General features: G+C 51.6%; 12 protein-coding genes. 6 read left to right on the forward strand and 6 right to left on the reverse strand.

The window, feature by feature from the left end; translation table 11 throughout:
- Positions 1-30 precede the first annotated feature (30 nt).
- The 5 genes from argE to DHN43_RS02665 all read left to right on the forward strand — a co-directional run bounded on the left by argE (position 31) and on the right by DHN43_RS02665 (position 6,683).
- A complete protein-coding gene (argE, locus tag DHN43_RS02645; protein WP_108817645.1) occupies positions 31-1,185 on the forward strand; it encodes an acetylornithine deacetylase in 1,155 nt (384 codons plus the stop codon).
- Between the two features lie 287 nt (positions 1,186-1,472).
- Positions 1,473-3,635: an anthranilate synthase component I gene (locus DHN43_RS02650; RefSeq protein ID WP_108817646.1), complete on the forward strand. Its 2,163-nt coding sequence runs from the start codon at positions 1,473-1,475 to the stop codon at positions 3,633-3,635.
- Positions 3,636-4,039: 404 nt separating this feature from the next.
- Positions 4,040-5,059, forward strand: a complete 1,020-nt coding sequence (locus DHN43_RS02655; protein WP_108817647.1) for an ABC transporter substrate-binding protein — start codon at positions 4,040-4,042, stop codon at positions 5,057-5,059.
- Between the two features lie 63 nt (positions 5,060-5,122).
- Positions 5,123-5,890, forward strand: coding sequence for an ABC transporter ATP-binding protein (locus DHN43_RS02660; RefSeq protein WP_108817983.1), 768 nt, complete (start codon positions 5,123-5,125; stop codon positions 5,888-5,890).
- Positions 5,883-6,683, forward strand: a complete 801-nt coding sequence (locus DHN43_RS02665) for an ABC transporter permease (RefSeq protein ID WP_063288205.1) — start codon at positions 5,883-5,885, stop codon at positions 6,681-6,683. The genes DHN43_RS02660 and DHN43_RS02665 overlap by 8 nt, the downstream gene beginning before the upstream one ends.
- A gap of 43 nt (positions 6,684-6,726) precedes the next feature.
- On the opposite strand, the gene DHN43_RS02670 is transcribed toward DHN43_RS02665, so the two are convergent.
- On the reverse strand, positions 6,727-7,188 hold the full coding sequence (locus DHN43_RS02670) for an SRPBCC family protein (RefSeq protein WP_108817984.1): 462 nt from the start codon (positions 7,186-7,188) through the stop codon (positions 6,727-6,729).
- Positions 7,189-7,446: 258 nt separating this feature from the next.
- Here DHN43_RS02670 and DHN43_RS02675 point away from each other — a divergent pair, with 258 nt between their 5' ends.
- Positions 7,447-8,097, forward strand: a complete 651-nt coding sequence (locus DHN43_RS02675) for a peroxiredoxin (protein WP_108817648.1) — start codon at positions 7,447-7,449, stop codon at positions 8,095-8,097.
- A gap of 85 nt (positions 8,098-8,182) precedes the next feature.
- On the opposite strand, the gene ilvD is transcribed toward DHN43_RS02675, so the two are convergent.
- The 5 genes from ilvD to DHN43_RS02700 form a co-directional block, all read right to left on the reverse strand.
- Complete coding sequence (gene ilvD, locus DHN43_RS02680; RefSeq protein ID WP_063293202.1) at positions 8,183-10,030, reverse strand: dihydroxy-acid dehydratase; 1,848 nt, start codon at positions 10,028-10,030, stop codon at positions 8,183-8,185.
- A 191-nt stretch (positions 10,031-10,221) separates the two neighbouring features.
- Positions 10,222-11,523 carry an NAD(P)/FAD-dependent oxidoreductase gene (locus tag DHN43_RS02685; RefSeq protein WP_108817649.1) on the reverse strand — a complete coding sequence of 434 codons (1,302 nt, stop codon included), beginning with the start codon at positions 11,521-11,523 and terminating at the stop codon, positions 10,222-10,224.
- An 18-nt stretch (positions 11,524-11,541) separates the two neighbouring features.
- Complete coding sequence (locus tag DHN43_RS02690) at positions 11,542-12,882, reverse strand: NAD(P)/FAD-dependent oxidoreductase (RefSeq protein ID WP_108817650.1); 1,341 nt, start codon at positions 12,880-12,882, stop codon at positions 11,542-11,544.
- A gap of 184 nt (positions 12,883-13,066) precedes the next feature.
- Positions 13,067-13,834, reverse strand: a complete 768-nt coding sequence (locus DHN43_RS02695) for a 3-hydroxyacyl-CoA dehydrogenase (RefSeq protein WP_108817985.1) — start codon at positions 13,832-13,834, stop codon at positions 13,067-13,069.
- 111 nt (positions 13,835-13,945) lie between these two features.
- Entirely contained in the window at positions 13,946-15,415 is a 1,470-nt protein-coding gene (locus DHN43_RS02700; protein ID WP_057465918.1) for an adenylate/guanylate cyclase domain-containing protein, read from the reverse strand.
- Positions 15,416-15,475: the final 60 nt, after the last annotated feature.

A 15,475-nucleotide genomic window follows, 5' to 3' on the forward strand; every position in this document is an offset into this window, starting at 1 on the left:
CACGATTCCGATTTCCTGAAAGAAATTTCCATGACAATGACAAGCCAAGAAATCCTTGCAAAGCTGGTTAGCTTTGACACGGTCAGCGCAAAAACCAATCTCCCCCTGATCAAGTGGATCGAAGAGTATCTTAATGACCTGGGGGTCTCCTCTTCCATTCTACCAGACGAAACGGGGGAGAAGGCGAGCCTGTTTGCGACGATCGGCGGAGATGGCACCGATGGTTACATTCTTTCAGGTCACACAGATGTGGTGCCGGTTGAAGGGCAAGACTGGAGCAGTAACCCGTTCTCCCTTCGCAAAGAAGACGGTCTGCTATACGGTCGCGGTTCTTGCGACATGAAAGGCTTCGTAGCGTGCTCTCTTGCCAAAGTGCCAGAGATGCTTAAGGCGCCGCTGAACAAACCGTTTCACCTGATGTTCTCCTATGATGAAGAAACAGGCTGTACCGGCGTTCAGCCTGTGCTGTACAAACTTGCTGGCGAAGGCTTTCAGGCGGAAGCATGTTTCGTTGGTGAGCCGACTGAAATGCAGGTTGTGGTGGCACATAAATCCAAAGCCTCCTACCGCGCTGTGTTTACCGGCCTTTCCTGCCACTCCTCCCTTGCACCACAGGGCGTAAACGCCGTGCATTATGGCGCTCGTCTTGTTGCAAAGCTGGAAGAGATGGCGCGGGAACTGGCATCGGGTCCCAGCGATGATCTGTTTGATTTGCCGTACTCCACGGCTCACACAGGTGTCATGAAGGGCGGCACTGCACTCAACATTGTGCCTGAACACTGCGAAGTCATATTTGAGTTCCGCGTGCTGCCAACTGAAAGCCTTCAGGCTTGCATGGATGAGATCAGGCGTTATGCCACGGAGGAGCTTCTTCCTGAAATGCGCAAAGTTTCTGAAAAGGCAGATATCGAGCTCATTCCTTACTCTGAGATCCCAGGACTGGATACGGAAGTTGAAGCGGATGTGACTGTTCTGGCAAAGAAACTGGCTGGTCGCAACGACCACGCAAAAGTTGCTTATGGCACAGAAGCTGGCCTGATCCAGACCATTTTGAAAGTCCCAACCGTGGTGTGTGGCCCAGGTAGCATCGAGCAGGCTCATAAACCGGACGAGTATATCAAACAGTCCGAACTCGACAAATGCGACGGTTTCCTAGACCGCCTTATCCAGCACGCGTGTGCTTAAGTTGATGATGGGGAGCTCTTCACGATGGGTTGAAGGGCTCTTCTTTTCATTGCTGGGTGCAATTTTGCTTCAGGAGTTGCACCTATGAGCTCCTTAGGTTATGAAAATCGCATGATGACTATGCAAGTACAAAACATGCTGTGGTGGTGGCGCCGGTGACGGTGGCTGAACACGCATGTCTTGTTGACCTGTAATTTCCAAGCCGCCGCATTTTCTGCAGGCGGCTTTGTTGTATCTACCGCCTCGCAAACATCGGAAACAGGTGTGCACGACCCGGAGGATTGACCATGCCGATTACGGCAGAACGGACTTATAAGAGCAAAGGCGGCGTTATCATCCGCCGTAAAAGCCGAAATGCTGATTATGCCGCTGGTACAAGCGAATGGATGGACAGACTGGACCGTCAACGCGGTGCTGTGCTTTCCTCTTCCTACGAATATCCGGGCCGCTACACGCGCTGGGATATGGCGTTGACCAACCCACCGCTGCTGATTGAATCCAACGATCGCAAGATTACCATTCAGGCGTTGAATGAGCGCGGGCGCGTGCTGATGCCTGCCGTTCAAGGCGCATTGGATGGTCACGAGGATATCGCAGATTTCAATGCAGATGAGTACCGCATTGATCTGACTATCAAGACGCCGGACAGAGCCTTTTCAGAGGAAGAGCGCTCCCGCCAGCCTTCAACCTTCTCCGTGGTGCGTACACTTGTCGATCTGTTTTCCTGTGATGACGATCAGCTCGGGCTGTATGGCGCATTCGGATATGATCTGACGTTCCAGTTTGAGCCGATTAATCAGAAACTGCAGCGTCCTGAAGACCAGCGGGACATGGTGTTGTTTCTGCCCGATGAAATCCTGATCGTTGACCACTATGGCCGTAAAGCCCATGTGCTGGAATACGATTTCGAGTTCAATGCCAAAACGACAGACGGTTTGCCGCGTGATGGTGAAGAAACACCCTACAAAGCAGCGACTGAAACTCCAGCACGGGGTGACCATGAGCCGGGTGAGTACGCTGATCTGGTGCGCTCTGCAGTCGATTATTTCAAGCGCGGTGATCTGTTTGAGACCGTACCTGGTCAAGTGTTCTATGAGCCTTGCAAAAACCCACCATCCGCCGTTTCCCGACGTTTGCAGCAGATCAACCCTTCGCCTTATTCCTTTTTCATCAACCTAGGCAACGCCGAATATCTTGTTGGTGCCTCTCCTGAGATGTATGTGCGGGTGACTGGTGGTCGCCGTGTGGAGACATGCCCGATTTCCGGCACGATCCGCCGTGGCAAGAACGCGATTGAAGATGAAGCACAAATCCGCAAGCTGCTGAACTCCGCCAAAGACGAAGCAGAACTGACCATGTGTTCTGACGTGGACCGGAACGACAAGAGCCGCATCTGTGTTCCTGAGTCTGTCCGTGTGATTGGTCGTCGTCAGATCGAGATGTATTCTCGTCTGATTCATACCGTGGATCACATCGAAGGCACTCTGCTTGATGGCAAGGATGCGCTGGATGCGTTCCTTTCTCATACATGGGCTGTAACTGTTACTGGTGCGCCGAAGCGTTGGGCCATGCAGTTTATCGAGGATCACGAAAGGAGTTCTCGTGCATGGTATGGCGGTGCGATCGGTGCTGTGCTGTTTAATGGCGATATGAACACAGGTCTGACCCTGCGCACGGTTCGCATCAAGGATGGTGTAGCTCAGATCCGTGCAGGTGCGACGCTGCTTTATGACAGCATCCCAGAGGATGAAGAAGCTGAGACTGAGCTGAAAGCATCTGCGATGATTGCTGCTGTTCGCGAAGCTGGACTTGCGCTTACTTCTGAAGAGGAAGTGGTTAAGGCTAAACCGGGCAAAGGCAAGAAGATTCTACTCGTCGACCACGAAGACAGTTTCGTGCACACACTGGCAAATTACTTCCGTCAGACAGGCGCTGAGGTTGTGACTTACCGTAGTCCAGTGCTGGATGATGTCTTTGATCAGGTTCGTCCGGATCTGATCGTGTTGTCTCCTGGCCCAGGCTCTCCAAAGGACTTTGACTGCCGGGCTACCATCGAACGGGCCCGTGCACGCAAGCTGCCAATTTTTGGTGTGTGTCTTGGTCTGCAGGCGCTGACTGAAGCGTTTGGCGGTGAACTTGACCAGCTTGATGTGCCTGTGCATGGCAAGCCATCTCTTGTTTCCTTCAGTCACAGTTCCAAGCTGTTTGATGGGCTGAGTTCACCTGTCAGTGTTGGCCGTTATCACTCTTTGTTTGCAAAGCGGGATGTGTTGCCAGATTGTTTTGAGGTAACCTCAGAGACCAAAGACGGTGTGATCATGGCAATTGAACACAAGAATGAGCCTATTGGCGCTGTTCAGTTCCATCCAGAGTCTATCATGTCCCTCGATCAAGACGGTGGTCACAAGATTATTGAAAATGTGATGACCAAACTTCTTATCGGTGGCTAGATCGACTCTCTGACCAAATTGAATTCATCAATTGGACTAAATTAAAGGCCGGGATTGAGCGATCACTTCCGGCCTTTCTCCTAGAATTTTGTATAGATGGTTTATCTGCACGAAACCTAGAAGCATCTTTGGTCGCATTGTTGTGGAATTGCAGCATATAAATGCGCTGGATAGTGAAAGTGAACCTATTCAGATTGAGAATATTGCAAGTCTCATGTGCGCCGGGTTGCGTTATATGACTAATCTATGCACGATTGAAGTGATTGACGCAGTCATTTTCCATAGGGATTTATAGACTGCAAAAGATTTTTACTGCGTATCTTTCCGGAGAACAGTTGCCACTTTTCGGGAATACGCTTTGATTGACGAGAGTTTGCTCTCAAGGTTCACTTAAGAGGATAAAGATGAAGGTACGCGGTATTTTAAGCGGCGTTTTGATGGGCGCAGCAGTTCTAACAGGAACCTTTGCGACTACAGCAACTGCAGCAGAGAAGATCACTGTCGGCGCCTTGCGCTTCACTTCTCATGCGGCGAATTTTGTTGCGTTTGAAAAGGGTTATTTCGACGAAGCTGGTCTGGAAGTTGAGTTTAAGTTCTTTCAGGCTGCACAACCAATGGCGCTTGCTATCGCCTCCGGCGATGTGGACTTCGGCCTTACCGCAATTTCCGGTGGCTTGATCAGTCTTGCCGATAAGGGCGCTGTGAAAGTGATTGGTGGCGCGCTACAGGAAGAAGCTGGCATTGACGGCCAGATGATCCTTGCCTCTAAAGCTGCGTTTGATGCAGGCCTGAAAACTCCTGCTGATCTGAAAGGCAAGAGCTTTGGTGTGACGACGGCAGGCTCGTCTTTCCATTACATGGCACATAAGATTGCGGATAAAGAAGGTTTTGAGCGCAAAGACATCAAGATTCGTCCGCTCCAAAAAGTAGGCGCTGTGATTGGTGCGCTGAAGAGTGGTCAGATTGATGCGTGGTCTATTGTTCCCCACATCGCAAAAGGCCTTGCCAAATCCCCACAAGTGGAAATGATCGGTAAAGTTTCTGACTATGTACCGAATTATCAGGTGACCACTGTCTTTACCTCCGCGAAGAACATTAATAGTAATCCTGAGCTGGTGAAGACCTTCCTTGGTGCCTACTCCAAAGGCGCGGCTGACTTTAACGCGGCTTTGGTGGACAAATCCGCAGGAGATGCGGCAGCTGAGGACATGGTTAAGCTCATTCATAAGTACGTCTATGCTGATCGTCCATATGAGAAAGCTGCTCCATCCATTCGCAAGGGAGCGATGCGTCTTAACGAAGGTGCTGCGCTAAACATGGCGAGTGTTGAAGACCAGCTCAACTGGTTCAAGAGCGAGAAGTTGGTACCAGCAGGTGTAACACTCGACAAGTTGGTTGATGTGAAATTCGTCGAAACCTTCTAATCCAACTCACGCATTGCCCGCTGCGGGTGGGCAATGCCTTTTCTCATAATCCGGTTGGATTACATGCAAATTTCCATTGAAAATCTCTCACACGCCTACGGCTCTGTCGAGGTTCTGAATGATATCAATCTGACCTTTGAGCCCGGCGAGATTGCCGTGATCATCGGTCCGTCCGGTTGCGGAAAATCTACGCTGCTGCGTCTGATGGGCGGACTTGAAGAGCCGAGCAAGGGCGCCGCTTATATCGCAGGTCAGGCGCCAGAAGGGTCTTTCAATCCCCTCACCTACATCTTTCAGGATTTTGCGTTGCTGCCATGGCGCTCTGTGGCCGGGAATATCTCTTTGGTGCTTGAAGATCACAAGCTTTCCAAACAGCAGAGCAAGGCGATCATTGATGATGTGCTTGCACGCACCAACCTCTCAGAGTTTCATGATGCACTTCCACGTCAGTTATCCGGTGGGATGAAGCAGCGTGTGGCAATTGCGCGAGCGTTAGCAGTTCGCCCTGCCTTTCTGCTCATGGATGAGCCTCTGTCAGCTTTAGACAGCCAGACACGAGAACTTCTGATGGATGATCTAGTGGCTCTTTGGGCCCGTGAGGCATTCTCTGCTTGCTATGTGACGCATAATCTTGCTGAAGCTGTTCGCCTTGGCCATAAGGTCATTGTGTTGTCTCGCCGCCCGGGCAAGGTTCGCGATGTTGTTGAGATCTCGATCCCTCTTGAAGAGCGCCGGGAGCGAGCTGTGGAGCTTGAGGAGGTGCAGCAGCAGTTATGGCATATGATGCGCGAAGAAGCTCTTGCTGCAGATAGGGAGCTTGCCGATGTCTGATCAGATAAACCGCAAGAAAGTTCCGTTTCGTGGAGGCGGGTTCAAGCCACGTCCGATCCGTTTTGTTGCTCCATTTGTATTTTTGGCACTGGTGTTGTTCTGGGAGTTTGGCTCCCGCACAGGCATCATCAGCAATCTGGTTTTGCCAGCACCGTCGGAAGCGTTTCAGGCCTTCTTAGATCTCTATAATTCGGGTCTTTTCTGGAAACACGTGAGCACAAGTCTTTACCGGCTTGTCTTTGGCTGGAGCATTGGAACAGCACTTGGCATTTTGGTGGGATTGCTGATTGGGCTGTTTTCATTGGCGCGATCCAGCCTATTGCCGCTTACCTCAGCGTTTTTCCCAATCCCGAAGATTGCCTTGCTGCCACTCTTCATCATCTGGTTCGGCATCGGGGAGGGTTCCAAAGTTGCGACAATCCTGTTTGGTACGTTTTTTCCTACAGTCATCGCCACTTATGGCGGCGTTGATAATGTGGAGCGTGGGTTGATCCGCATGGGACAGTCGTTCGGTATGAGCTGGCTTTCCATTGTGCGGAAGATCATTTTGCCAGGTGCTCTACCAGCGATCCTTTCGGGTGCACGTATTTCCGCGAGCATAGCAATTATTTTGCTGGTCGCCGCAGAGATGATTGGCGCAGAATATGGCATCGGCGCTTATGTGTTGATGGCAGGTTCCTTGTTCGCAACAGATCAGCTGATCGTCGGCGTTGCGATGCTTTCCATTTTGGGGCTGTGCGTCAGTTGGTTGATCGGGAAGGCGGAAAAGGCCCTACTGAACTGGCGGGGGTAATAGACAGGCTTCGCTGGAGAATAAAACAGCGAAGCTTTGCTTTCTAAGCAGAACTGGAGTTACACGCGTTTTTGAAATTCACTTCAAACACGCTGACCCAGCCATTGTTATAGCTTTCGCGCATTGTGGAGCCGATTTCGCCAAGCTTTTCCCAATCATGATGGCTTAAAACCACTCTGGTACCTTCGCCGTCCTTCTCAAACGTCACATCCACACAGGTTGCCATGCTCTCCGGGTTATTGATATGCCAAAGGATCGAAAGAGCTTTTGAGGGCTGATAGATTTTGAGCGTTCCCCAATCATGGCGTGTGCCATCTTTTGCGACTTCATATAGCTTGCCGCCCTCCTGCTGCTCACAAAAGACCTCGGGCAGTTCGCCGCCACTCATTGCTGTTACAGAATGGGTTTGAATTGGCCACCATTTGCTGAAATCACTTGTAAAAACCTCAAAGGCTCTTTCCGGACTGCAGTTCACCTTAATCGTTTTCACCACTGGTGTGATCATGCTGATCTCCTGTTGTTTGGTGACTTCATAAGACAGATTTATAACCACGAACTGTCAAGTCAGAAGCTCAAACTTCTATACCCTCCCGTTTCGACACAGATTAGAACTTCTTCTGCCAAAAATTAAAGATGGCATGTTCCCACATTTTGCTTCTATTGTTTCACTGAAAGCTAATCTGAACGAAGATGTTGGCAGGCCGAAAAAAGGCATATTGCAGTCTTATCTCAGTCTTAGTGCCATATCAGACGAGGACAAATCATGGTTTTACGCATAAACGACACGATCCCTAATTTGACTGTTCCTACTGATCATGGAGAGATAAGTCTGCACGATTGGGTTGGAGACAGCTGGGCGATCATCTTCTCTCACCCTAAGGATTTTACACCTGTTTGCACGACTGAGTTCGGTGCTGTGGCCCAGCTTGGTAATGAATGGGCCAAGCGTAACACTAAAGTGCTTGGCGTTTCAGTTGATGGTGTTGAAGACCATAAGAAATGGAAAGTCGATATTGAATCTGTTGGCGGTGCAAAGCCCAATTTTGCGATTGTTGCAGATGCTGGGCTGGAGATGGCGAAGGCCTTTGACATGTTGCCAGCGGAATATGTCTTGCCTGATGGGCGGACACCAGCAGACTCTGCCACTGTGCGCTCAGTCTTCATCATTGGGCCAGACAAGCAAGTGAAGCTGATGATGACCTATCCAATGACCGTTGGACGAAATTTCGCAGAAATCCTGCGCGCGCTAGACGGGCTTCAGATGTCTGCCAAGGGCGTTGCAACGCCAGCGGACTGGACTGTTGGTCAGGATGTAATCGTGCCCCCAGCCGTCAGTACCGAAGACGCAGAAGTCAAATTTGGCTCTGTGAAAACAGTCCTGCCCTATCTGCGATATGTGAGCGCGCCGAGCTAAACACTCAGAAAACACGCTCCTGCAATAGAAAGCCCCGCAGAGATGGTCTCTACGGGGCTTTTGAATGTCTTATTGAACCTGAGGCTTAGTCAACTTTACGAACTGCGCCTTTGGATGCGCTGGTGGTCATGGCAGCATAGGCTTTCAGCGCGGTGGTAACCTTGCGCTTACGCGTCTCAACAGGTTTCCATGCAGCATTCCCTTTTGCTTCCATCGCAGCGCGACGGGAGGCAAGCTCTTCATCAGAAACACGCATCTCGATTTTACGGTTTGGAATGTCGATATCAATCATATCGCCTTCTTCCAACAGGCCGATATTGCCGCCTTCAGCTGCTTCCGGGGAGACATGGCCAATGGACAAACCGGAAGACCCACCAGAGAAGCGGCCATCTGTGATGAGTGCGCAGGCTTTGCCGAGGCCTTTGGACTTGAGGTAGCTGGTTGGATACAGCATTTCCTGCATGCCCGGACCGCCACGAGGGCCTTCGTAACGAATGAGAACGATGTCACCCTCTTTCACTTTACCTGTCAGGATCGCGCTGACTGCTGTGTCCTGAGATTCAAAGATGCGTGCTGGGCCGGAGAATGTGAGAATGCTCTCATCAACACCTGCGGTTTTAACGATACAGCCGTCTTCTGCCAGATTGCCGTAGAGAACTGCCAGTCCGCCATCCTGTGAGAAGGCATGTTCTTTGGAACGGATAACGCCGTTTTCACGATCCTCATCAACGCCTTCGGCATAGCGGGAGCTCTGAGAGAACGCGACCTGTGTCGGCACACCACCAGGCGCTGCGGAGAAGAACTCGCGTACGCTTGTGCTGTCTGTGCGTTTGATATCCCAGCGCTCAAGAGCATCGGCTAAGTCTTTGGCATGTACTGATTTTACTGAGGTATCGATGAGACCTGCACGGTCCAGCTCGCCCAGAATACCGAGGATGCCACCTGCGCGGTGAATGTCTTCCATGTGGACGTTGGCGATCGATGGAGCCACCTTACACAACACTGGTACAATGCGAGACAGACGGTCAATGTCTTCCATGGTGAAGTCCACTTCACCTTCCTGTGCTGCGGCCAGCAAATGCAGAACGGTGTTGGTGGAACCACCCATCGCGATGTCCATAATCATTGCATTTTCAAAAGCTTTGAAGTTTGCAATGTTACGCGGCAGTGCGCTCTCATCTTCCTGTTCGTAATAGCGTTTTGCCAAATCTACGATCAGGTGACCAGCTTCGATGAACAGGCGTTTACGGTCTGAATGCGTTGCCAGAGTTGAGCCATTGCCCGGAAGGGACAGGCCCAGAGCTTCTGTCAGACAGTTCATAGAGTTTGCGGTGAACATGCCAGAACAGGAGCCACACGTCGGGCATGCGCTGCGCTCGATGCTTTCAACGTCGCTGTCAGAAACGTTGTCATCAGCTGCGGCGATCATTGCGTCGACAAGGTCAACTTTGCGTTTTTCACCGTTTGCGAGCGTTACTTTGCCAGCTTCCATCGGTCCACCGGACACAAACACGGTTGGAATGTTCAGGCGCAAAGACGCCATCAGCATGCCTGGAGTGATCTTGTCACAGTTGGAAATACAGACCATAGCATCTGCGCAGTGGGCGTTGACCATGTACTCCACGGAGTCGGCGATCAACTCACGAGAGGGCAAGGAGTAGAGCATGCCGTCGTGACCCATTGCGATGCCGTCATCGACTGCGATGGTGTTGAACTCTTTTGCGATGCCACCGGCCTGCTCGATTTCGCGAGCGACGAGCTGACCAAGGTCTTTCAAATGCACGTGGCCTGGCACGAACTGCGTGAAGGAGTTGACGACAGCAATAATTGGCTTGCCGAAGTCATTTTCTTTAACACCGGTTGCCCGCCACAGGCCTCTGGCGCCTGCCATGTTGCGGCCGTGTGTGGAAGTGCGCGAACGATAGTTTGGCATCGAAAACCCCAATCTGGCGAATATGTTATTTACGCGTTGCGGTATAGTTAGTTTTATCGGACTAATTTGGCAACTTTTCTTCAGCTTACACCACTAATGAGAAAAAGAGTACCCGCGGGTACGCCTCTCCCCTTCTGATCGCTTGAGCATTTCTCGGGTGTCGTCTGCTCGTGCCTCAAGTCTTGCTGCTTTTAGAAGCGGTTAAAGGCAAAACTGGAGAGATCGTGACCAGCTGGTATCCCTGTGAGCACATCTGCCATAAGACGTCCAATAGATGGGCCTATTCCAAACCCATGGCCTGAGAAACCCGTCACGATATGCAGGTTATCCAGATTTGGAGCTCTATCGATCACCGGCAAAAAGTCTGGCATGGCATCAATGAGGCCGCCCCAGGCGGATTGCAGTTTCGTTCCTTTGAGCTGAGGGAAGCGATCGACAAGAGCCTCAGTTAAAGCTCTCAGCTCTTTCTGATCAGGCATGGAGTTAAGAACGCGCATGGCTTCAAATGGTGTTATGTCCGCTCCGGTCCAGCTCCGTTTTTGCATCCAGTGGTCAGGGTAGTTTTTTGGAGACCACGGTTTGATGCTGGTGCCTTTTAAGTTTTCGGCCATGTTGGGCAGCCATTCTTTCAAGAACCTAAAAGAATCCAGACCGATATGGTGGGTCTGGTTGTTCTTGAGTGCCAGCGTGTAGCCACCATCCTGACGACGGCGCATGGCGAAGGTGTTGTCTGAGGCATTTGCCGGGAAGACATCCGGCACGGCTTGCGTTGCAGCAACAGTCAGCTCCACGGAAAGCTGAGGCAGTTTAATGCCTGCATTGGCGGCGAATAGAGAAGACCATGCCCCACCTGCCAGCATTACTTGCCCCGCCTTGATCTCGCCCTGCTCTGTGACAGCACCAACGACTTCACCGCCAGATTTTACCAATGTACGAACAGCATTGTTTTCGCAGATGACAGCTCCAAGACGCTCTGCAGCCTTTGCAATGCCGAGTGTTGCTTGCCCGGGTTCAGCCCGACCATCACTGGCAGTATGCATTCCGCCAATCCAACGCCCATCTTTACCTTTGATGTCTTCATGAACCTGCGCTCTTGAGATCATGCAGGTATCGAGATCATATTTCCGGCCAAGCTCGACGAACTTTTCGAAATTTTCCAAGTCCTCATGCTTCTCAGCAAGGTAGTAGACGCCAGTCGCGCTGTAGCCAAGGTCTTCCCCTGTCTCTTTGCTGAGCTCGGCCCATAGGCGGCGTGCTTCAATCGAGAGCGGGATCTCCGGTTCATCACGTCCTTGCTGCCGAATCCAACCCCAATTGCGGCTGGACTGCTCTCCAGCAACACGCCCCTTTTCGCAAAGGGTGACGCTTACGCCCTTCTTAGCAAGGTAATACGCGGTGCAAACACCAGTGATGCCGCCGCCGATGATGAGCACGTCAGTTTCCTGCGGCTGTTCTCCATGGAACTGCTGCGGTGTATTTTCTGAATAAATCACGTCACTTACTCAAGGAGGTTAGATAAAGGGTCCGAGCTTGATCTTGGAGCCATCGGAAAACCGCGAATAACGGAAGCGCGTCAGGTCGTAGCCAGCTGGTTTATCCATGAGCAAATCTGCCATTATGCGTCCTGCTGCAGGACCAATGCCAAACCCATGCCCGGAAAAACCCGTTGCGATAAACACGCCCTTTTGTGTCGGGACTTCATCCATGATCGGGACAAAGTCCGGCATTGCATCAATCATTCCAGCCCAACTTTCTTCCATTTGCAGCCCTTTGAGCTGAGGGAAGCGGTCAACCAGACGATCCTGAATGCGTTTGAGGGCTTTCGGGCTCGGATCAGGGTTTAGCACACGACATGTTTCAAACGGTGTGACTTCATCTCCAGACCAATGCCGCTTATGCGCCCATGAATCTGGATAGTTCTTTGGTGGGTTCATGCCAAAGGAAATGCCTTTGAAGGACGCTTTCACAGCAGGAAGCCACTTGAAGAGGTGACGAAACGAGTCCTTACCGATGTAGTGATCATGAATATCACTGACCGCAAGTGTGTAACCACCATCTACTCTTTTGCGGAACGCGAATGTGCCGTCTGCAGCGTTGCCGTTGAAAAGATCAGGCACAGCCTTGGTTGCAGCCACAGTTGCCCGCACACATAGCTGAGGCATGGACACGCCGAGGTTTTGTGCAAAGAGTGAGGACCATGCACCAGCAGCGATCAGGACGCGGTTTGCTTTGATCGTCCCCTTTTCGGTCACAGCACCTGTGAGTTTACCACCTTCAATCTCGAGCGTACGCACTGCACAGTCTTCAACGATCACAGCACCGTTGCGTTCCGCTGCTCTGCCAATCGCGGGCACTGCTATCCATGGCTCAGCACGGCCATCGCTTGGTGTGACCATGCCACCAACCCATTTGCCATCACGCCCCGGAATTTTGGTGTAGACCTCGTCTTTACTGAGGAGCTTGGTATCGAGTTGATGCTGTTTGGCGAGCTCAAGAAAGTCCTCATAGTTTTTGAGGTCCTCTTGTTTTTCTGCCAGATAATAAACACCCTCCTGGCGAAACCCGAGATCCTCTCCGGTTTCTTTCATCAGCTGCTGCCAGAGCCGGCTGCTTTCCATGGATATGGGGAGTTCTGCGGCATCCCTGCCTTGCTGGCGGACCCAGCCCCAGTTGCGGCTCGACTGTTCTCCGGCAACGCGGCCCTTTTCGCAGAGTGTCACGTTCACACCCTTTTGTGCCAGCCAGTAGGCTGTGCAGGTGCCAATCACGCCACCGCCAATAATCAGAACATCAGTCTGTTCTGGAAGGTCGCCGAAGAACTGTTGGGGAGTGGAGCTGGTATAGGTCGCCATGAAGGCCTCTAGGAATCGGATCTATAAATTACAATCCGATGAACTTAGCAGGACTAAGATACCACTGCACGAGGGTGTGCCTAAGCACTTAGTCGACCTTTGGATTAGACCATATTGGTAGGTCTGGTTGTTTCGCAACCAGAAGCTGGCCTGAGAACTCAACGCTCTCAGACCAGAGAATTGCTTAGCGCGGTGCCATACGAATTGCGCCATCCAGGCGGATGGTTTCACCGTTCAGCATTGGGTTGGTGCAAATTGCTTCCACCAGCTGAGCGTATTCGTCGCCGCGGCCCAAACGGGACGGGAACGGCACCTGCTGACCGAGAGAGTCCTGCACTTCCTGAGAGAGGCCACGAAGCATTGGAGTTTCGAAGATACCCGGTGCAACAGTCATCACGCGGATGCCGGACTTAGACAGGTCGCGTGCAACAGGCAATGTCAGAGCGGCGATGCCACCTTTAGACGCTGCATAAGCTGCCTGGCCGATCTGACCGTCAAATGCTGCCACAGATGCAGTGGAGATGATCACGCCGCGCTCACCATCTTCTGTCAGTGGTTCAAGGCTTGCCATGCGTGTTCCAGCAAACGACGTACAACGGAATGTGCCAACAAGGTTTACGTTGATCACCGTCTGGAACATATCCATTGGGTGCGGCTCACCACGAGAGGTGGTTTTTGCAACAGGCGCGATACCTGCACAGTTGACGAGAATACGTGTTGGGCCGTGCGCTGCTTCAGCTGCATCCAGACCTGCTTTCACGCTGTCATCGCTGGTGACGTCCACTTTTACGAACTGACCACCAATCTCTTGTGCCAGTGCTTTACCAGCTTCTTCATTCACGTCGAAAAGAGTTACTTTAACGCCATGGCCAGCCAATTTCCGTGCGGTTGCCGCGCCAAGGCCTGATGAGCCGCCGGTTACAACGGCTGCAATTTCTTTATTAAGTTGCATGGAATCCCATCCCGATTCATTTTGTTTGCCCCGCTGTCTTTCAAAGCTCCCGCCAAAATTCTTTGAAAGCAGCAAAATGCTGGATTGCGGGTCGGCATGAGAAAATCATTCTCACGCCAAAGCCACAAGGTCTACTTTTCCATTGATTCCCGCAACACACTCGGACTTTAAATCTATCATGTTTCCCTTATACCCTTGTCGTAGAGCCATGGAATAACTTGCACCATCTGTCAGGAACCGTGTGCCCTGCACCTTGTTGGCGGCTTCCAGCTTTGCAGCGCGGTTGACAGCATCACCGATCACGGTGAACTCCAACCGGTCCCGTACACCAACAACTCCAACACTGACCGGACCTGCTGCGACCCCTACACCAACTTCAAATTTCATGGGCCAACCTGCAGCTTCCAGATCGGCGCACTCTTCCTCCAGAATGTGAGTCAGTTCGACACCTGCTCGCAACGCGTCAGCTGCATACGTTTCGCTGTCTGATACAGCGCCGAAGGTTGCAAGAATTCCATCACCAAGGAACTTATCAATCTTGCCCCCTTCTCCCAAAATCACCTTTGCAGCTTTCTTTTGGTAGAGACTCAGAACACGCATGGTGGTTTCTGGTGGCAGTTTGGCGGCAGTTTTTGTAAAGGACCGGATGTCTACAAGAAGGATGGCAACATCCCGGATTTCACCAGTTCCAGCCATGAGCCTGCTTTCAGATTCCACAATGGAATTTGCAACTTCTGGCGTGAAAAAGCGGCTCAAGTCTTTTACTGCATTCTTCTGGCGAATGGCTGAGAAGAAAGTGCGGCGGGCTCTGAAGATAGAAAGGGCAAGAAGCGCTGTCACTGACAGGATGATTATCAACTTGTCTAATTCTGCCCCGATGAGAACTGCCTCGCCGGTCAGATATTCGATGTAGTTTCGAGTGATAAGTGTTGAGCCACCTTGATAGGTCAGAGCATAGAACACCAACCCTAACCAACCCAGAGCCCCGAAGACGCCAGTGAGGATCACGTATCTTGGATCAAAGCGGAGGGCTCTCAGGGCTATGAACAGGAACAGGTACATCAAGGTCGGGGCCTTGAGGTAAAAAGTGGGATGCTGGGCATACTGGATGTGGAAGGAGAAAATCAATCCGACCAGAAGCGCTACGTCTGCCATGATAGACAGGACCAGATACCAGACCGGCAGGGTCGTTCTGAAAGAGACGTAAATACGTATAAGCGTAAAGACGAGATAACAGGAAAAGGCGATGGGAACGAAGTTGAAGCCCATAGTGCCTTCGGCTCTTGGCGCCAGGGCGTACAGAACAGCGAAGAAGATGATGACTCCGAGCTGGACGATACCGATCAGACGTTCGGAGGCCGCTTCCTGACGCGCTACTTCACTACGCACACGTAAAGGCAAGTCCCCTTCCGGAGCTTTTGGCCCTAAAACACCGCGCTTCAGCTGCTGGTAGAAGTTAGGTTCAGCTTTCTTCTGGTAAGAGATGCCATGGAACTTTTCGCTCAAGTCCACATCCGGCTTTTTCTCAGATCCACGTTTTTTTGAAGGATCGGAATTTTCTGGACCACTTCCAACTGCCACACTTGTCTCCCGTCACACCATTCAACAGGTGTTGCTGGTTTGCTCGCAGTTTCATCCGAT

Origin of the sequence: Pseudovibrio sp. Alg231-02 (assembly GCF_900143565.1) — a bacterium.
GTDB lineage: Bacteria > Pseudomonadota > Alphaproteobacteria > Rhizobiales > Stappiaceae > Pseudovibrio.